At 29.5% G+C, this 19,682-nt stretch carries 18 protein-coding genes, 2 tRNA genes and 1 pseudogene; 6 read left to right on the top strand and 15 right to left on the bottom strand.

The features are described 5' to 3' along the window. Positions 1 to 51: 51 nt before the first annotated feature. The 6 genes from rsmI to dnaX are packed head-to-tail and all read right to left on the bottom strand — an operon-like array spanning position 52 to position 5,070. Positions 52 to 774 carry a 16S rRNA (cytidine(1402)-2'-O)-methyltransferase gene (gene rsmI, locus MBVG596_RS01640; RefSeq protein ID WP_096386210.1) on the bottom strand — a complete coding sequence of 241 codons (723 nt, stop codon included), beginning with the start codon at positions 772 to 774 and terminating at the stop codon, positions 52 to 54. Beyond that, on the bottom strand, positions 767 to 1,681 hold the full coding sequence (locus MBVG596_RS01635) for a hypothetical protein (RefSeq protein WP_096386205.1): 915 nt from the start codon (positions 1,679 to 1,681) through the stop codon (positions 767 to 769). Before MBVG596_RS01635 ends, rsmI begins: the two co-directional genes overlap by 8 nt. Then, on the bottom strand, positions 1,668 to 2,339 hold the full coding sequence (gene tmk, locus MBVG596_RS01630) for a dTMP kinase (protein ID WP_096386200.1): 672 nt from the start codon (positions 2,337 to 2,339) through the stop codon (positions 1,668 to 1,670). Before tmk ends, MBVG596_RS01635 begins: the two co-directional genes overlap by 14 nt. Positions 2,340 to 2,341: 2 nt before the next feature. Continuing rightward, complete coding sequence (locus MBVG596_RS01625; protein WP_096386195.1) at positions 2,342 to 2,935, bottom strand: toprim domain-containing protein; 594 nt, start codon at positions 2,933 to 2,935, stop codon at positions 2,342 to 2,344. Next, positions 2,935 to 3,225, bottom strand: coding sequence for a YbaB/EbfC family nucleoid-associated protein (locus MBVG596_RS01620; protein WP_096386190.1), 291 nt, complete (start codon positions 3,223 to 3,225; stop codon positions 2,935 to 2,937). The genes MBVG596_RS01625 and MBVG596_RS01620 overlap by 1 nt, the downstream gene beginning before the upstream one ends. Positions 3,226 to 3,234: 9 nt before the next feature. Next, a complete protein-coding gene (gene dnaX, locus MBVG596_RS01615) occupies positions 3,235 to 5,070 on the bottom strand; it encodes a DNA polymerase III subunit gamma/tau (RefSeq protein WP_172412425.1) in 1,836 nt (611 codons plus the stop codon). A 191-nt stretch (positions 5,071 to 5,261) separates the two neighbouring features. Between dnaX and gpmI the strand changes: the two are divergent. The 3 genes and pseudogenes from gpmI to secA all read left to right on the top strand — a co-directional run bounded on the left by gpmI (position 5,262) and on the right by secA (position 10,240). Further along, a pseudogene (gpmI, locus tag MBVG596_RS01610) lies at positions 5,262 to 6,751 on the top strand (2,3-bisphosphoglycerate-independent phosphoglycerate mutase). Next, entirely contained in the window at positions 6,752 to 7,633 is an 882-nt protein-coding gene (locus tag MBVG596_RS01605) for an HAD family hydrolase (RefSeq protein WP_096386181.1), read from the top strand. A 63-nt stretch (positions 7,634 to 7,696) separates the two neighbouring features. Continuing rightward, positions 7,697 to 10,240 carry a preprotein translocase subunit SecA gene (gene secA, locus MBVG596_RS01600; RefSeq protein WP_096386176.1) on the top strand — a complete coding sequence of 848 codons (2,544 nt, stop codon included), beginning with the start codon at positions 7,697 to 7,699 and terminating at the stop codon, positions 10,238 to 10,240. Between the two features lie 14 nt (positions 10,241 to 10,254). On the opposite strand, the gene MBVG596_RS01595 is transcribed toward secA, so the two are convergent. The 9 genes from MBVG596_RS01595 to rplM all read right to left on the bottom strand — a co-directional run bounded on the left by MBVG596_RS01595 (position 10,255) and on the right by rplM (position 16,667). Then, complete coding sequence (locus tag MBVG596_RS01595) at positions 10,255 to 12,957, bottom strand: cation-translocating P-type ATPase (protein WP_096386171.1); 2,703 nt, start codon at positions 12,955 to 12,957, stop codon at positions 10,255 to 10,257. 70 nt (positions 12,958 to 13,027) lie between these two features. Continuing rightward, positions 13,028 to 13,118, bottom strand: a tRNA-Ser gene (locus MBVG596_RS01590). 176 nt (positions 13,119 to 13,294) lie between these two features. After that, complete coding sequence (locus tag MBVG596_RS01585) at positions 13,295 to 13,834, bottom strand: NUDIX domain-containing protein (protein ID WP_096386167.1); 540 nt, start codon at positions 13,832 to 13,834, stop codon at positions 13,295 to 13,297. Between the two features lie 57 nt (positions 13,835 to 13,891). Beyond that, complete coding sequence (locus MBVG596_RS01580; RefSeq protein ID WP_096386162.1) at positions 13,892 to 14,398, bottom strand: hypothetical protein; 507 nt, start codon at positions 14,396 to 14,398, stop codon at positions 13,892 to 13,894. Then, the gene (locus tag MBVG596_RS01575) at positions 14,398 to 15,288 is read right to left on the bottom strand and encodes a UTP--glucose-1-phosphate uridylyltransferase (RefSeq protein ID WP_096386157.1); all 891 of its coding nucleotides are present in this window, start codon (positions 15,286 to 15,288) and stop codon (positions 14,398 to 14,400) included. Before MBVG596_RS01575 ends, MBVG596_RS01580 begins: the two co-directional genes overlap by 1 nt. Beyond that, complete coding sequence (locus tag MBVG596_RS01570) at positions 15,281 to 15,622, bottom strand: cupin domain-containing protein (RefSeq protein ID WP_096386153.1); 342 nt, start codon at positions 15,620 to 15,622, stop codon at positions 15,281 to 15,283. Before MBVG596_RS01570 ends, MBVG596_RS01575 begins: the two co-directional genes overlap by 8 nt. Positions 15,623 to 15,694: 72 nt before the next feature. Continuing rightward, positions 15,695 to 15,771, bottom strand: a tRNA-Ile gene (locus MBVG596_RS01565). A gap of 58 nt (positions 15,772 to 15,829) precedes the next feature. Continuing rightward, positions 15,830 to 16,231, bottom strand: coding sequence for a 30S ribosomal protein S9 (rpsI, locus tag MBVG596_RS01560; RefSeq protein WP_096386149.1), 402 nt, complete (start codon positions 16,229 to 16,231; stop codon positions 15,830 to 15,832). A gap of 1 nt (position 16,232) precedes the next feature. Beyond that, the gene (gene rplM, locus MBVG596_RS01555; protein ID WP_096386144.1) at positions 16,233 to 16,667 is read right to left on the bottom strand and encodes a 50S ribosomal protein L13; all 435 of its coding nucleotides are present in this window, start codon (positions 16,665 to 16,667) and stop codon (positions 16,233 to 16,235) included. Positions 16,668 to 16,881: 214 nt separating this feature from the next. Here rplM and MBVG596_RS01550 point away from each other — a divergent pair, with 214 nt between their 5' ends. Genes MBVG596_RS01550 through MBVG596_RS01540 form a run of 3 tightly spaced genes read left to right on the top strand, consistent with a single transcriptional unit; the run spans position 16,882 to position 19,679 of the window. Then, entirely contained in the window at positions 16,882 to 18,039 is a 1,158-nt protein-coding gene (locus tag MBVG596_RS01550) for an aminotransferase class V-fold PLP-dependent enzyme (protein WP_096386139.1), read from the top strand. Further along, a complete protein-coding gene (locus tag MBVG596_RS01545; protein WP_096386134.1) occupies positions 18,014 to 18,451 on the top strand; it encodes an iron-sulfur cluster assembly scaffold protein in 438 nt (145 codons plus the stop codon). The genes MBVG596_RS01550 and MBVG596_RS01545 overlap by 26 nt, the downstream gene beginning before the upstream one ends. After that, positions 18,444 to 19,679, top strand: coding sequence for a Y-family DNA polymerase (locus MBVG596_RS01540; RefSeq protein ID WP_096386129.1), 1,236 nt, complete (start codon positions 18,444 to 18,446; stop codon positions 19,677 to 19,679). Before MBVG596_RS01545 ends, MBVG596_RS01540 begins: the two co-directional genes overlap by 8 nt. The last annotated feature ends 3 nt before the right edge of the window (positions 19,680 to 19,682 follow it).

Below are 19,682 nucleotides of genomic sequence, written 5' to 3'. Positions count from 1 at the left end.
AAAAAATAACGATACATTTAGTAGTGTTATTATACACACATAAATTAATATTTAATTATTGAATTTAGAAAATTTAGCATATTTATTTACTTTTGTGCGTTGACTTTCTTTGATTTTAATAACCACTGTAAACTCGCCTTTGTTTGGGTCGTTTTTTAGCTGATTTTTAATGTCAAAAATTGTTCCATAATATAGTGATTCGTGTATTTTAGTCAATTCTCTTGCTAAAAATAATTCACATTTTTCGCCTCAAATATTTTCAATATCATTCAAAAATAAATCGATTTTATGGGGCGAAATGTAAAAGATATGAGCGTTTTTGTCATCAAGGTTTGTTAATTGTTCTTTTCTTTGCCCACTGCGTTCTTTTGGAAAGCCATGAAAAACAAATGTTGATGATAAGCCTGATAAAGCAAAAGCACTGATTGCTGCATTAACCCCTGGTATTATCTCAATTTTAATATCGTTTAATCTTGCTAATTTTATTAAATCAAAACCAGGATCTGAAATTAAAGGCATCCCAGCGTCGGAAACAAGTGCAATATTCAAATTTTCGGATTTCAATATATTTACAATGTATTCCGCAGATTTTGCTTCATTAATTTTTGAGTATGAAATAAGCTTTTTTTGAATGTTAAAATGATTTAGGAGTTTTTTAGTTACACGAGTATCTTCGCAAGCTATTAAGTCACAATTTCTTAGGGTTTCAAGAGCTCTAAATGTTATATCGTTTAGATTGCCAATCGGTGTACCGACAATGAATAATTTACTCATAACACTCCAATAATTGAACAATTAGTGATTGAATTGCTAAAAAAACATTGGTATTTTCATTCTTTTTAGCAAAATATTCGTTAATAAGTGTAAATGCGTCAGTGAATCTAAAATTTTTCTTTATTAAAGTATCAATTTTTTTATTCAAAATTTGGTTATGTGAATTATTACTTCAACTTAATGTGCACAAAAATTGAAACAGTTTTAAATAAAACTCAACTTCATTGTGTGTGTCTTTTTTATTTAATGTTGAAAGAAACATTCCTAAAAGGTATTTATTTTTAAATGAATCAAGAAATAATGAGATAAATTGATTGATTTTTTCCAAGTTAAAAAGGTGTCTATTTTGCAAAATTTTTTGAATTGAGTCTGTAATCTCAATATAAAGTTTTGCTTCATTTTCTTCAATATTATTTTTTATTAATTTATCAACACTTATTGTTTTTTTATTAATGTTTATTTTTATTATGAATGCTCTAGATTTAATTGTTGGAAGTAAAGATTTTTGATTTGTTGTAGTTAAAATAAAGATGGTGTTACTGTAGGGTTCTTCTATGGTTTTAAGAAGTGAATTAAGAGCTACATTTGACGCATGTTCAACATTTTTAAATATTATTATTTGTTTATCTGCTGCGTTAGTACTAGAAAATGAGCTTTTTTCAAATATTTCTATAATATTGCTTTTTGAGAGGTTTTTATCTGCTTCTTTGATGCCATCGGCAATTATTACATTTGGAATGGTAATTTCATCGACATTTTTAAAGTTTGTATTTAAAAAAGAGTTAATCATATACAAAAGATTGTCATCTAGATATTCATTGTTGTTAATATCAAGTAAGTAACAGTGACTTATTTTGCCTGATTGAATTGAATTGTCAATAATTTTGGTTAAATTATTCGCTAACATTTATACCCTTATTTTTAAGAAAATCAATGAATTTTTGGTTTGAAAACAGCTGTTGTTTTAAGTCTAAAAACACTTCTTCTATGCTTTGGTTTGCATTTATGATTATAAATCTTTTTGGGTCCTGATTTATTAAATCTAGATACCCATTGTAAACTTTTCTATGAAAATTATCACCTTCACAGTCCAATCTATCATGCTGCTCTATTAAACGTTCCTGATTCATGCGAGCTTTACTTTGTTCAGGGGTGATATTAAAAAATACTGTTATATCTGGCATTAAACCATTGATAACTAAATTTGTCATTGCTTTTACGTAGTCTAAACCTAGTCCTCGCGCGTATCCTTGATATGCGTAGAAACTGTCTACATATCTGTCACAAATAACTAATTTGTTTTCAGAAAGAGCTGGAATCACAACTCTATCAAGATGTATTCTTCTGCTTGCTGAATACAAAATAGCTTCAGCTTCAGGGCTAAGTATTGAATCTTTGTTCAAAATAATTTCCCTAATTTTTTCAGCTTCAACTAAGTGCTTTCCGCCTGGTTCGCGGGTTGTAATAAATTCAATTTCAGGGTAATTTTTATTCAAAAAATCAATTAATTTGTTTAATATTGTTGTTTTCCCGCTCGCGTCTGGACCTTCAAAAGTTATAAACATTATTACCCCTTATTATTTCTGTTGTTTATTGCTTGTTTTATTGTGAATGCGTCTAAGTAGTCTAGGTTTGCGCCCATTGGTATTCCAATAGCAGCACGACTGACTTTAATGTTCAAGTTTTGGATTAAATTCAGGAGTTTGGTTGTTGTTATTTCCCCCTCAAGGGACGGCGAAATAACAACAATTACTTCCTCGAATTGATGTTGTTTAATGTATTCAACAAGACCTGGATAATCATAGTTTTCTGACTCAAATTTATTTTTAATCTTCATTAAATAAGGCAAAACATAATAGTGGCCATGAAATATACCTAAATCGTCAATTTTGTTAAGAGTTGTAGGACTTTCAACAATCATTAATGAATTTGTTTTTAAAATGTCATCACAATTTAGACACTTTTCGTTTTCTTTAATGAAATTGCAATTTTCACAGTATTTAATATTTTGACAGATATTATTCAATGAATTAATTACTTTTTTTGTTTCATCTTCACCTTGGTTGATAAAATATCAACTCATTTTTTCAGCTTGTTTTTTGCTAATCCCAGGTATATTTGAAAGAGTTTCAATTGTATCTTGAATAGTTTTTATTTTCATTAGAAGCCAAATCCACCTGGCATTTGTGGCATTAGCTTTTCTTGTTCTTCATCGATTCTAGTGAATAATGAGTTAATTACAATTTTCATTAAGTCTGCTAATGTTTCAGGATCATCTGGATCTAAAAGGTCTGTGTCCTTAATATTAATTGACTCAATTCTCTTGCTTCCTTTAGCAATAACTTCTAGTCCATGTTTTTCTTCTTTGAATTCCATTTCCATAAACTCTTCAGTTTTTGCTTCAAGTTCTTTTTGTAATTTTTGCATTTTTCTTAGCATATTTTGGTCCATTTTAATCTCCTAAATATTGGTTAAATCTTCAAATAATTTTGCTGTTGGTGATTGATTTCTATCAACATTTACATCGTTAAATTTATATGTTTCAAAGCCGCCAGCATTGACTTTTTCAATAAATTCATTACCAATTTCTTTATATCTTCTTAAATCACTAATGATAAATAAGTTTTTGTATTCACCTAAATATGTTTTCAATAATTCTTGGAAACTAAAATTAGTTTTAATTTTTTCAAGGTAATTTAGCTCAGGGAATATTGAAACTTTTGATGCACCTAAAACAATAAATTTTTCGCCTGCTGCATAAACTTTAACGTTTTTAAGTGCTAAAACAATGTCTGAATATTTATCATCGTTGTTATTAAAAATAAATTCAAAAGCAGTTTCAACTCTAGATATTTCTTCTCTCGTTGACAATGCAAAAGCATTCATCAACTCTGAGTCAGAATATGTTTCAGTAAAGGAATTAAATCCAGAGTAGTTATCATCGAATTTTGGAAATAATAAAGATTTTTTATTTTTTTGTTGCGTGTTATCTTCTTCAAAATTAAATTCGGATGTTGAAATTAATGAATCTTCAGCATCGAAACCATCAAATGTCAATAAATCATCATTGATTGTCTGAGCATCGCCTAAATTGTCATTCAATTCAACCATGAATTCTTGGCTTTGCTCAAGAGCAATTTTAACTGTGTTAGTAGGAGTTTTTTTTGGTTTCATAACTTGATTATCCTTTTTTGTATCATTTTCAATGGTTTTGGTTTCATTTGATTGTTGGGAATTTTGTTCGCTCGCAATTTTGAGTAATGATAATTCAATAAGTTGAAATTGAGAATCTGAATAAATCAAATCTTTGGCAAGTTTGTACAATTTATCAATTGTTTTTAATGCGAAATCATAATTAAATTGCAACAATTCAATGTCTTTTTGAGTTAATAATTCAATAAGATGAACATCTGACGTTCTATTTAAAATGACGAAATCTTTTAGAACACCAATTAATCCGTCAATTAGATGTTTAGAATCAAGCCCGGCATTTTTTAGTTCATCAATAAGTGAAATAATATCTTTTACATTTCCAATATATAAATTATTAAGAATAGTTATTAAATTTTCATTTGCTGAAATTCCAAATGCATAAGATATGTCTTGAATTTTTATGTGTCCATTACCATATGCTAATGCTTGATCAGCAATTGATAGCGCGTCACGCATTCCTCCATTAGATAATCTAGCAATATAACCCAGAGAATCCTCATCGTATGTAATATTTTCCGAATTTAAAACCTTTTGCAGCTGTTCAATAATTGTTTGAGTAGGTATTTTTCTAAAATTGTATCTTTGAACACGAGAAAGAATTGTTAATGGAATTTTTTGAGGATCAGTTGTTGCAAGTATAAATATAACGTGTGCTGGGGGTTCCTCAAGAGTTTTAAGCAATGCATTGAAAGCACCCTTGCTAAGCATATGAACTTCATCAATTATATAAATTTTAAATTTGCCATTTGCAGGCATATTTTGTATCTTTTCGTTCAAACTTCTTATATCGTCAACACCATTATTTGAAGCTGCATCCATTTCAATGATGTCAAAGTTTTTATCACTAATTTTTAAACATTGTTCACAAACAAATGTTAGTTCTAATCCATGGCCGCAATTTAGTGTTGAGGCAAAAATTTTGGCTACTGATGTTTTACCAACGCCACGAGGTCCTGAAAATAGGTATGCGTGGCTAATTTTATTGCTAAGTATAATGTTTTTTAATGTTTGAACAATGTGTTGTTGCCCAACAACTTCATCAAAATTTCTTGGTCGATATTTTCTATATAAAGCCTTATACACACCACCTCCACATATAATTAATATTATTATATTGATAATTAATTATTTATTTAATATTTAAAACAAATTTTCAAAATTACGTTATTTAGATTGGAAATTTAAATATCTTTAAGCAATCAATATTTCATTGAAATATTATTAAAAAAAGTTAAAAAATATAAAATTAAAATATAAATTTCTGAAAGGGTAATATGAAAAAAACAGTTTTAATTGTTATTGACGGATTAGGCCTTGGTAAAAAATATGAAGGTAACGCTTTTGAATTAGCAAAAACACCAACTTTTGACAAATTATTAAGTGATTATCCTAATTCAAAAATTCAAGCTTCTGGTCAATATGTAGGTCTTCCAGAGGGTCAAATGGGTAACTCTGAGGTGGGGCATTTGAATATCGGCGCTGGCAGAGTTGTTTACACAGGATTGAGTTTGATAAATCACTCAATAAAAACAGGTGATTTCAAGAAAAATCAAATATTTTTAGATGCAATAAAAAAGTAAAAAATAATAAAAAAACACTTCATTTAGTTGGTTTATTGAGTGATGGGGGTGTGCATTCCCACCAAGATCATCTTTTTGAATTAATTGAACTTGCAAACGAATCTGGTCTAAAAGATGTGTCAATACACGTAATAGGTGATGGTCGGGATGTTGCTCCTAAATCATTGATTAGTTCATTGGAAAAATTAACGGATTTAACTAATAGATATGGTTACACAATTTCATCAATTGGTGGACGTTATTATGGAATGGATAGAGATAAAATGTTTGATCGTGTTCAATTACATTTTGATGCATTATTAGGGGAATCTAAAAACAAATTTTTTGACGTAATTCAATATATTAATGATTCATATGGTAAAAATGTAACAGATGAATTTATTGTTCCTGCAATCAATGAAAATGGTAAGTTTATAACAAATAATGATTCAGTTATTTTCTTTAATTTTAGACCGGATAGAGCAAGACAACTTTCTCATTGTTTAATTGGTTCGTCATTATTTGATTACAATCCAAAAAATCGTGTTCAACTTGAAGATTTTATTTCTATGATGAAATATGAAGGAGTTGAATCAAAAGTTGCAATAGAAGAGATGAAAGTTGACAATCCAATTGGTGCTGTTATTAGTCAAAATAATTTAAAACAATTGAGATTAGCAGAAACACAAAAATATTCACACGTTACTTATTTTATGGATGGTGGCGTTGATGTTGTTTATCAGAATTCAACAAGAATTATGGTTGATTCACTAAAGGTTAAAACTTACGATTTAGCCCCAAAAATGAGTGCAAAAGAAATCACTGACAAGCTTATTGAACATGGACTTAAAAACGATTTAACTATTATGAATTATGCAAACCCTGACATGGTTGGTCACACTGGTGTTTTAGATGCAACAATTGAAGCAATTGAATTTTTAGATTCACAAATCAAAAGAGTTATAGATTGAGCTAGTGAAAATGATGTTACTGTATTTATTACGGCTGACCATGGAAATTCTGAAGTAATGATTGATAATAAAGGTGGCCCAGCCACAAAGCATACAGACAATCCAGTAATGCTTGTTTCAACTGATAAAACTCTAAAACTTAAAGATGGTAAATTGGCAAATATAGCTCCAACTATTTTAAAATACGTGGGAATTCAAATTCCAAAAGAAATGAATGAAGAACCTTTAATCTAGATGTCTAAACAATTTAAAAGAATTATTTTTAGCGATATTGATGGTACTATTTATCCATTTTCAAATAGAGTATTGAGCGAAGAAACGAAAAAAAGTATTTTAGATTCGTACAATGATGGAGTTGAATTTGTTTTAGCTACTGGGAACCCCGCTCTTCCAAAAATTCAAGATTTAGCAAACGAGTTGAGTGCCAGATATATCATATGTTCAAACGGGGCGGAAATTTTAGATTTACAAGATAAAAAATACTTGTTTTATTCGTTTATTGATGAAGATTCATTGACAAAAATTTTAAATATTTGCAACAAATATAATGCTGCAATTTATTGAAATTCTCTTGATAAATACGGTCTATTCAATGCTTCTAAATCAACCATTGATTTTTATATAGATTTTTATGATTTTAAAGATTGGGATTTTACTAATCATTCTATAAAACGTGTTTTAAAGTTAGAAATTTTAGACAATAACAATTCAATTGAACAAATAAAAAACGATATTGTTGAATCAAATTTACCAATTGAAATGGTTAAATTATCAAGTCATATTGAAATTACAACAAAACAGGCTTCAAAAGGAAATGCAGCACAATTTTTGTGTGAAAACATTTTTAATACCGATATAAAAAATACAATGGCGATTGGTGATAGTGAAAATGATCTGTCAATGTTAAGTATGGTTGGTTTTGGATATGCAATGGATAATGCTCCGCAAAGTGTCAAAAGCAAATGTGCGCTTTTTGCTGCAGATGTTGAGCAAAATGGTCTTGGTGAATCTATAATTGACTATGTTTATCGTACAAAATCAATGTATGAAAAAGAAAAAGTAAGATTACAAGTTGAAAAATGAAATGACAAATTAAAAGCCAAAAACAGCCGCTAGTTTCTGTTTTGGCTTTTTAATATTAAATTTAATATTAATACATTTTTAATGTAAAATTGCATTATGAAACTATTTGAATTTAAGTCAACTGAAATGCGTATAGCTGAAAAAACATTGAAAAAAATCAATGATTATGAAAAAATCATTCAGAAATTGTCTGATGATGATTTAAAAAATAAAACCTTGCAGTTTAGAACGCGTATTGCAAATGGTGAGAGTTTGGAATCAATGCGAGCTGAGGTTTTTGCTGTTTCAAGAGAAGCAACAAAAAGAGTGCTTGGTAAGCGTCCTTATGACGTACAAATGCTTGGTGGTGTTTTACTTGATTTAGCATCGGTTGCTGAAATGAAAACTGGAGAAGGTAAAACAATCACATCAATTGCGCCTGTTTACTTAAATGCTCTTGAAGGCAAAGGAGCCATTGTATCAACAGTTAACGAATATCTTTCTGAGCGTGATGCTATTGAAATGGGTGAAGTATTCAATTGACTTGGTTTAACTGTTGGAATTAATAAAGCACAAATGGATCCAGCAGAAAAACGAGCAGCGTACGCTGCTGACATTACCTATTCAGTGCACTCTGAACTAGGTTTTGATTATTTACGTGATAATATGGCTGAATCAGTTGGCGAAAAAGTTCAAAGAGGCTTAAATTTCTGTTTAATTGACGAAGCTGACTCAATTTTAATTGATGAAGCAAAAACCCCATTGATAATTTCTGGTGGTGAAGGCGAAGATACAAGTGAATACTTTATGGCTGACAGATTCGTTAGAACACTAGTTGAAGATGATTATGAAATTGACGAGGAATCAAAGGCAATTTCTTTGACATATAGCGGTATTAAAAAAGCAAATGCATTTTTTGGTTTTGATAATTTGTATCATTTTGAAAATTCAGAAATGGTTCATAGAATTCAAAATTCACTTCGTGCCCACAAAGTTATGCGCGAAAATGTCGAATATATAGTTCGTGATGGCAAAATCGAGTTAGTTGATGCATTTACAGGCCGTATAATGGAAGGTAGAGCATATTCTGAAGGTTTACAACAAGCAATTCAAGCTTGTGCTGGGGTTGAAATTGAAAGTGAAACAAAAACACTAGCAACAATTACTTACCAAAACTTCTTCCGTATGTTTACTAAATTATGTGGTATGACAGGTACTGCAAAAACTGAAGAACAAGAATTCATTGACATTTACAACATGCGTGTAAATGTAGTTCCAACTAATAGACCAGTTATTCGTAAAGATTTAGAAGACTCAATTTTTGCAACTGCGAAAGGAAAATGAGAAGCAGTTACTGAAAAAATTAAAGAATTATATGAAAAAGGCCAACCAGTTTTAGTTGGTACTGCACAAATTGAAGATTCGGAAATTTTACACTACTTTTTATCACAAGCAATGATTCCACACACAGTATTGAATGCTAAACAAAATGCGTCAGAGGCGGAAATAATTGCAAACGCAGGTCAAGTTAAATCGGTTACAATTGCAACAAACATGGCTGGGCGTGGTACTGACATTAAATTGTCACAAGAAGCAAAAGAATTAGGCGGTTTATATGTTATTGGTACCGATAGAGCTGAGTCTCGTCGTATTGATAACCAGCTACGTGGGCGTAGTGGGCGTCAAGGAGACCCTGGAGTTTCTAAATTTTATGTTTCATTAGATGACCAATTAATGCGTCGTTTTTCTAATTATGAAGAATTTAAAGAACAATTTGCTGATAAAGGTGATAGCGAAATTACTTCAAAATCGCTTGTAAAAGGATTTGTTGAAGCACAGAAAAAAATTGAAGGCTTCAACTACGATTCGCGTAAAAGCGTGCTTCATTACGATGATGTGATTAGACAACAACGTGACTTGTTTTATGCACAGCGTGACTTAATTCTTGTTCATGACGACTTAGGTTTTATTATTGAAAGAATGCTGAAAAATGCTGTAAATACAATTGTTCATAATCCAATGTTTTTGAATAAAACTGGCACATTTATTTATGAAAAACTATTTTCTTATTTAAATGATGAATTTTTGGGAAAAGGTGTTAGAGATAAATTTGAATTAGAGATGCTTTCTAAAATTCACGAAAATGACATGCAAGATTTCTTGAATAACGAATTATTGAATAAGTATAAAAAATGAAGACAAATTTATAATGAAAAAACAGCAGAAAATATGGTTCAATATTGCGAAAAACAAATAGTTTTAAGTGTTTCTGATAGATATTGACAAAACCATATTAACGTTATGGATAAATTGCGTTCAAATGTTAACTTAGTTCAATATTCACAAAAAAACCCATATCAAGTTTATACAGAAGAAGGTACTAAAAAGTTCAATCAAATGCTCGCAAATATTGCCACTGATGTTTGCCGTGCAATATTCAACGATAGAAATGGGGCAGAATCTTTAATTTCAAGCGAAATGGAAAATGACCCTCTTTTCCAAGCTATTAAAAGTACAGTTTATCTTGATGAAAACGTTGAAGATTCGCAACGTGAACAAATTTGAATTGATTTGTATAAACAAGCTAAAGAAGGTTATGTAAATAATGATGTTGCAAATGTTGAATTTGCCTCTGATATATTAGAACAAAATAATTATTAATAAAAAACCAAAGCTTAATGACTAGCTTTGCTTTTTTTCAATATATTTCCAATTCATTTGGTAAATTTTAATACTTCATTAGCAACAACTAAAATTAGTCCTAATGATATTGAAGATACGATTAGTTTTCAATGTTTGGTTATGTCTGCCATGCGAAATACTTGAGCAATTTGGGGAACAAGTGAAACAATCAAAATTGTGCTACCTGAGAATATAATTGCTGCTCATACTAATCAATATTTTTTAATTGATGAGATAAAAATTGATTTTTCAGACATAAAGTTGATTGTGTTTATTCCGCATGCTAAACCAAGAGTTATAAAACCACATGTTGAAGCTGTTTGTGCAAATTCTAAGCTATTTGCAATGGCATATTCAGCTCCAATTGTGTATGAAATTAATGTTGCAAGACTTAATAAAAGTGATTGTCAAATTAGTGTTATACCCATTCCTCTTGCAAAAATTGATTCTTTTTTATTGAATGGATTTCTATTCATAACGTCTTTGTCACTATTTACAAATCCAAGTGCAATAGCAGGTAAACCATGAGAAACCAAGTTAATTCACAATAATTGACTTGCGCCGAAAATGTAAAATTGTTCGTATTTTCCTTTGTATGCAAAGAAAAATACAATCATTCCAAGCATCATAACAATAATTTCAACAAGAGATGAAACAAGTAAATTCGTAATTATTGTTTTGATTTTATCAAATGTTGAACGTCCATTTTTAACAGCACTAACAATAGTATTAAAATTATCGTCAACTAAAATCAAGTCAGCTGCTTGTTTAGAAACATCTGTTCCAGTTATACCCATTGCACAACCAATATCAGAAACTTTTAAAGCAGGAGCATCATTTACGCCATCACCAGTCATAGCCACAACTTTTTCATGTGATTGTCAAGCTTTGACAATTCGAAGTTTGTCTTCTGGATTAACCCTTGCATAAACTGAAATTTTTTTAACTTTTTCAGCAAGTTCTTTTTCACTCATTTGTGCCAGTTGGCTACCAGTTATGCATAAATCACCATCGTTGTAAATACCTAATTGGCTTGCAATTGCTTTAGCAGTTACTATATGGTCGCCAGTAATCATAACTGTTTTGATTCCTGCGTTTTTAGCGGCTAAAACACTTTCTTTTACATTTGCTCTAGGAGGGTCAACAAGTGCAATTAAACCTACAAATTCAAAGTCATTTTCATCATTGAAATTAATATTTTCTGAGTTAATTTCTTTAATTGCTACTGCAATAACTCTGTAAGATTTTTCAGACCAACTATTATTAATTGATAGAACTTTTTCCTTGTCAATATTGTTTGATTTTTCAATGATAATATCTGGAGCGCCCTTGGTTATCATGAATTTTTTGTTGTTATTTTGGACTAGAACTGAGTGCATTTTTCTGTCGCTATCAAATGGCAATGAAGTTATAATTTTGAATTCATTTTTCAATGATTCTTTTGTTATTTGATTATCAAAAGCATAACGCAACATTCCTGTTTCAGTTGGATCACCAACTTCTTCAAATTCGCCATTTTCTTTATTAAAATGAATAAATGCGTCATTACATAGTGTTACAAATTTTGTTATTTTTTCAAAATTTTGCTTATTATTTTTAACTGTTAATATTGAGTTTGTTTGAAAGTCATACAAGTCAATAACCTTCATTTTATTTTCTGTAAGCGTACCAGTTTTATCGGTACAAATAATTGAGGCTGAACCTAATGTTTCGACTGCAAGTAAATTTTTGACTAAAGCTTTTTCTTTTGTTAAGTTTTTAACTCCAACTGTCAGCAAGACAGTTGTAAAGGTTAATAGACCTTCTGGAATTGCAGCTACTGCTAAACTAATAGCTGTAACAGTTGCTTGTGTATAGACATCTGGTCTGTTTCACCCACCACTAATATTATTTAATAATATTTGTGTTATCAAGCTAACAAATAGTAAGACTACTCCACCAATTCCAAATCATTTACTTAATTTGTTCAGTTTGTATTGAAGTGGAGTTGTTGTTGCTCCTTGTTTTTGAATTAATTCATTTATTTTACCAATTTCAGTATTAACACCAGTTGCAACAACAATTGCTAATGCTTTACCATTAGTTACATATGTACTTGAGTATAGTAAATGTTTATTTTCAGCTAATATTGCATTGTCAGTGGCATCTCAGTTTTCAATTTTGTTAATTGCTAAGTTTTCTCCAGTTAATGAAGATTCAACAACCATTAAATTAGTTGCATCAATAATTCTGCAATCTGCATTTATTGTGTCTCCCGCGGCTAAAAGAATTAAATCACCAGGAACAAGTTCTGTTGATTTGATTTTTTGGATTCTACCATCACGCATTACACTAGTAAATGACTCATTCATTTTTTCAAGCGCCCTTACAGCACGGTCAGATTTTACTTCTTGATAAGCGCCAAGCATTGAATTTAAAATAATTACTAAAACAATGATAAATGGCTCAATGTACCCGATTAAAATATCTATTCCATTTTTTTCACCACTAACGTGTTCATAAATTGCTAATCCCAATGAAATTGAAGCACCAATAATTAGTAAAATAATCATCGGATCAATAAATTGTTTAAAAAAAGCAACAATAGGATTGACTTTTTTATTTCTCATTAGTGTGTTAAGGCCATGTTTTTGCTTTAATTCATCAACTTGTTTGCTTGATAATCCCTTATAATTTAAAGCTTCATTTTTAGTCATATTACCTCCATTATTTGTTAATAAATTTTAATAAATATGTGAATAACTTATAAAAATTAAAATAAAAAAATGGCGGAACAGAGAAGATTTGAACTTCCGCGGGTGTTGCCACCCCTACAGTCTTAGCAGGACCGCCTCTTCAGCCACTTGAGTACTGTTCCGTTTTTGCTTTTCTATTATATATTAAAATTTATTAATTTTAAATAAATAGATTATTTGTTGTTGGCAATCAAAAAACAGTTATGTAGTAAATTAATTCGATTATTTCACTGAAAAATGATTGATTTTTTAATAATTTTTCTTGAAATTTTAGATAAATGCATTCATTAATTATATTTTACGTGATTTTTTTAATAAATAATAAATATAGAGTGTGAAGTGAACTAAGAGTAAATTGATTTTCTAAAATATTCTCTAATTCTTGTCTTGAAACCCACTTGTTGTATGCGACTTTTTCAAATATCGAACCATCTGTTGTTGGTTCATTTTCATTTAATCCACTTACATCAACCAAGAAATTAAACACCTTTTCATTCATTTGTGTGGTAGCAATATTTTTTACCATTTGTTTAATATTTGACTCATTTATGTAAAATCCAGCTTCTTCTTTCACTTCATTTATACAACAATCAATAGGAGTTTGTTTATCTTCAATGCTACCAGTGATTGGACATGCGTATGATTCGTCTCAGTGTTTCTTCTCTTTAATTTCTGGCAGAGGTTGATAATGTATTAAAAATTCAAGATTTTCGCCATTTTTTCTGAATAATAATGCCGCTATAGAATCAATGCTTTTTCTTTGGCAATATGTAAATCCTTTATCTGATTTAAAAACTGAAATTCATTCATTAGAGAATAGTTTTGTTGCTTTATTCATAGTTAAATTTTACAACAAAAAATAGGAACATTTTTTCCTATAATTTGGTCATAATAATTAAAAGAAACGGCTTTTAATTTTGTTAATTAGTGTAGTTATTGTTTCAAGGTTGCTTGATTTTAATGCTTTATCAATATCAGAAATATATTTATTAATTTCTTGTTTTTCTTCCTCAGATTGAGTTGGATTAATTCTTTTTGTTAAATTTTCTTTAGCATTTAATAAATATATTTTTTTGTTAGCTAAATCTAATTTTGGTTGAAACTCTAAAACAGCTTTGACTAATTTATCTGTAGCGGTTTTAATTTCGTCGGATTTAACATCTTTTTTTGATGCAACTGATTTTGTTTCATTGATAATTGGTGTTAGTTTTTCTGATTCAGTCTTCAATTCATTATTTTGTGAATGCTTTTCTGAATTAGCATTTTTATACATTTGTTCTGCATTGAATATTAGTTCATCAAGATACTTTTGCTCGTTTGTTTTTTTGCTGCATCCTGCTGATAATACAAGTGGTGAAAGCGAAACTAATGCACTTACTGAAAATAATAATTTTTTATTCATTATCTCTCCTTATTAATATTTTTAATGTAATTTAACGTTTTATTGCCGATTTCATCGTTATCTAATGCATAATCAATAGTAGCCTCAACAAAACCTTCTATTGAACCTAAGTCATATCTTTTGCCTTCAAATTCTACTGCATAAATTTTTTGTTGATATTCATTCATTAGTTTATCGAAAGCATCTACCACTTGAATTTCATTTTTACCGTCATATTCAATTTTTGAAAGAATTTGTAAAATTTCAGGATTGAAAACATAACGTCCTAAAATAGCTTTTTTGCTTGGCGCATCTTTTAATTCTGGTTTTTCTACCGCCCCAATAATTTCAAATTCTTTATTGTTTTTTTCGTCTGTGTTTTTAGGATTTACAATACCATATTTGTGAACGTTTTCATCAGAAACGCTCTGAACACCAAGAATATTTTGTCCTGTTTTGTTGTAAAAATCAATAAGTTGTTTTGTAGCCGGAATTTTTGATTTTATTAAGTCGTCACCCAAAATTATTGCAAATGGTTCGTCACCAATTATGTCTTTAGCTTGTGCCAAAGCATGGCCTAAACCGTTTTGTTCTTTTTGGTAAATAAATTTTATGTTTGCTATTCTGTTAGTTTTTTGTACTTTTTCAAGTAGCTTAATTTTATTTTTTGATTTAAGTTCATTTTCTAGTGCATCATTAACTTCAAAAAGCTTGATAATGTCTTTTTTTCTTTCGCTAATTATTAAAATTATTTCATTAATACCTGAATCTAGTGCTTCATCAACAAGTAAATCAAGAGATGGTCTATTTAAAATTGGAACTAACTCTTTGTGCACTATTTTGGTCATAGGTAAAAATCTTGTACCCCAACCTGCTGCTGGTATTATTAATTTTTTAACTTGTTTAATCATTATTTTCCTCCAAATGAATTGCAATTCAAATTGCATCACTGCTTGTATTTAAAACTTTATGGCGTTGATTTGAATTTATCCTTAAACAATCGCCCTGCTTTAGGTTATATATTATATTATTGTTATCTAATATTTTTGCTTCACCTTTTATCAAAAACGCTAACTCAATATTGTTTTCCTCAAGCCAATTTGTTGAGGCATTTTTTGAGTAAATAATTTCAACACGATTTTTACCAGAATCAATTATTTTATGAGTATATTCTTCACCATTATTGATATTTAGGTTTTGCAACAATTCTATGAAATTACATTCTATATTTATATTAGATTTCATAATTTTAATTATAAATTATTTATCATAGAGAAATAAAAAATAAGCTTACGCTTATTGGTCAATTTAATGAAATGGTGCGAACGAATGGACTTGAACCATCGACCTCACGATTATCAGTCGTGTGCTCTAACCAGCTGAGCTACGCTCGCATATATGTTGCGGCAATATTATACCGCAACTTTTCAATTTTGATATAAAAAAATAAAATTAACGTTTTGAGAATTGACGTGAACGACGAGCCTTACGAAGACCAGGTTTTTTACGTTCTTTAACACGTGCATCACGAGCTAACATTCCTGCTGGTTTTAATTTAGCTCTATATGAGTCGCTTGCAAGTAATAATGCACGAGAAATTCCTAAACGAATTGCTCCAGCTTGACCACTTAGTCCACCACCACGAACATTAACTGTAATGTCAAATGTTCCTTTTGTGTCAGTTAAAACTAGTGGTTGTTCAGCATCTTGAATAAATAAGTCAGAAGCTAAATATTCTCTTGCGTCACGACGATTGATAACAAATTTACCTTTTCCAGGTCTCAAGATAACACGAGCTGTAGAACTTTTACGACGTCCTAAACCACGATATTCAATAACATTTTTAGTAGCCATATTATTTTACCTCTAGACTTTCTGGTTGTTGCGCAGCATGTTTGTGTTCTGGGCCTGCATAAACAAATAGGTTCTTAATTTGTTTGTTACCTAATTTTGTATGAGGTAACATACCGGCAACTGCTTTTTGAACTAATGCAGTTGGTTTTTTAACTCTTAATTTTCCGGCAGTAATACTTTTTAGTCCACCTGGGTAACCTGAGTGGTGGTAGTAAATTTTATCTTCTTCTTTATTTGCTGTAAGTACAACTTTCTCAGCATTTATAACAATTACATAATCACCCATGTCAGCATTAGGGGTAAATGTTGGTTTGTTTTTTCCTCTTAGAATTGATGCCACTGTAGCAGCTAGACGACCTAAAACTTGTCCTTCTGCATCAACAACGTATCATTTTTTGTCTGCGTTTTCTCTATTAACAATAGTTGTTTGTCTCATTGTTTTCTCCTCAATTTTTACTTTAGCAATGCTAAATCGTTAACGGGATTTTTTTACTGGATTTTTATTCGTCGAACCGAATATTATATCGTTTGAGCGACACAGCTCAATCGGTATAAATTAACTATACAATAAAATATTAAATATACAAGAAGAAAATTGAATTTTTTTTGCAAATAAATGGTAGTTTTCAATTTTGCAATAAAATTAAGTTATGAAACACCTTCGTAATCAATTCCCAATGGCCAAAAAAATTGTTTATTTAGACAGTGCTGCTCTAGTTTTAAAACCAAATGATGCAATTAAAGCGGTAAATAATTTTTATAAAAATTACTCAGTAAGTGTTAGAACGTCTAATTCGCCGCTTGGAATAAAAAATGATTTACTAATTAAAAACCTTCGTCAAAAAGTTGCGAAACTTTTATTGACAGATTTAGGGGAGACATCAATAATTTTTACAAGCGGAACTACAGCTTCTTTGAATAATTTCGCCCAAATGTATTCAAATTCCATTGAAAAAGGTGATGAGATTTTATTATCTGCGCATAATCATTCTTCAAACTTTATTCCTTGAATAGAAGTTGCTAAATTAAAAAATGCAACAATAAAAGTTTCGCAAAATATCATTGAGGATATTAATGAAAATACGAAAATTATTGCCCTTAGCCAAATAACAAATAATTTTCATATTAATTTTGATTTAAATGAAATTTATGAAAAGGCTCAAAAATATAACGTCATTGTTGTGAATGATGCAGCACAAGCAATTGTTAATGAACAAGTTACAATGCAGAATGCTGATGTTGTTGCATTTAGTGCTAATAAATTTTATGGCCCAACAGGAGTTGGGGTTTTAGCAATCAAAAATAATTTACTTAAAAAACTATCTCCTAATATTTATGGCGGAGGTTCTGTTTTAGGGATTGCTAAAGATTGTAATTGAATCCAAAACAACTCTATTGAAGGATTTGAACCTGGAACTGCAAACTTTGCGGGATTACATATGTTTGACGCTGCTTTGACATTTTTTAACCAAAATATTGGCTATGAAAAGACCAATAAAATAATTGGGGATTTGTCTAATTACACTCATAAACTATTGAAAAAAGTAAAAAATATTGAGATATATTCTAAACCTGGAGACCACATTGTTTTATTTAATATTAAGCAGTATGATTCGCATGATGTAGCTCATTATTTAGGGACTCAAAATATTTATGTTCGCTCTGGTGTTTTTTGTGCTCATTATTTAAAAAATATATATAATGAGAATTCATATGTAAGAGTATCTTTAGGAATATATAATAATAAGAAAGATATTAAAAAACTTGTCGAAGCTTTAAATAATGGGGGTGATTTCATTGTCATATAATCAAAATCAAAGAAGAGAAATTATAATGTCTCATTATGTGAATCCAGTTTGCAAAAAAGAATTAGTGGGTGACTATTTTGAAAAACATGGTCAAGCGTGTGCTGATTATCTGAAATTTAATTTTTCAATAAAGGATGATAAAGTTGTTGACTTATTTTTCGAAGGTAGAGGTTGTGCATTTATGATTGCTTCTACTGACTTATTCATCGAGTTAGTCAATGGTAAAAAAATTTCCGAAATCATTGAAACAATAAACGTTTATGAAAATTTTTTAAGTAATGGCGGAGATGAGGAAATTGAAGAAAAATTAGGTAAACTATCTATTTTCAAAAATGTATTAGACCATCCGAATCGTTTTTATTGTGCAACCATGATGTCAAGTGCTTTAAAAGAAAAGATTGTTAATGAGTAAAATAATTTTTCATATCGATTTTGATTCATATTTCGCAAGTGCGCACAGAGTTTTAAATCCTCAATATGATGGAAAACCAATTGCAATTAGTAATAAAAAATTAAAAAGGTCAATCGCCTCTTCAATCAGTTATGAATTAAAAAATAAGGGAGCTAAAACAGGTTGGCCTATTTATAAGATATTAGAAGTTGAGCCAAACACAATATTTATTGAACCAAATTTTGATCTTTATATAAATTTATCTAACAAAATATTCGATTTTTTGGCGGAAAATTATTCAAAAAATATCGAAGTTTATTCAATTGATGAGTGCTGAATGGACGTTAGTGATATTAGCAATGAAGATAATGCGGTTTTACTTGCTCAAAAAATGCAATTAGAGATTAAAGATAAGTTTAGAATACCAATATCAATTGGAATTTCACATAACAAATTTATGGCCAAAATGACAACAGGTTTGGCAAAACCTTTTGGAATTATGTACACAAAATTCAATGATATACCAACCAGAATTTGACCTTTAGATATAAGTGAATATTTTGGAATAGGAAAATCAACTGCTCAAAAACTTATAGATATTGGCATAACTACTATTGGAAAATTAGCGTCATCAAATAAATTTGACCACGATTTATTCAATATTTGAAGATCTCAAACTATTTTTTTTATAAACCAAGCACGAGGCATAAGTTCAGATAATTTAAATTATGAACATAATGACTTAAAATCAATTTCTAACGAGTTAACTTTTATGTCAATTGACCTTGATGAGCGAGAGCAAATTTACAAAATTATCTATAATTTGTGTCAAAAAGTCGCATTAAGAGCCTACAATCGCAATGCATTAGGATATGTTATTAGTGTATCGGTTCGCTCAACAAATAGAGTTTGAACAAGAAAACAAATAACACTTGATTACCCAACAAATGATTTAAATTTTATTTATGAAAAAGCTAGAATTCTTTTTAATCAATTATTCGATGAAGAATATATACGTGGAGTTGGGGTAAAACTTTCAAGACTCGTAAATGAGTTTGATGTTTCTAAAAAAATTAGCTTATTTGAAGATGAAAACATTGATAATTCTAATAAATTAAAAAATATAATAAAAGATATAAATTCAAAAATGAAGAAAAAAGTTATTAAAACTGGTGATGAATTTGTTAGAAATAAAACTAAGGAAAACATTCAAAATAGATATCTTAGCGAAGATATGAAAAAGGGGTAAAAA

It is taken from the genome of Mycoplasmopsis bovigenitalium (genome assembly GCF_002356075.1).
Lineage (GTDB): Bacteria > Bacillota_I > Bacilli_A > Mycoplasmatales > Metamycoplasmataceae > Mycoplasmopsis > Mycoplasmopsis bovigenitalium_A.
Note: the sequence above shows the minus strand (reverse complement) of the source record. Positions and strands in the feature narration are given on the sequence as shown.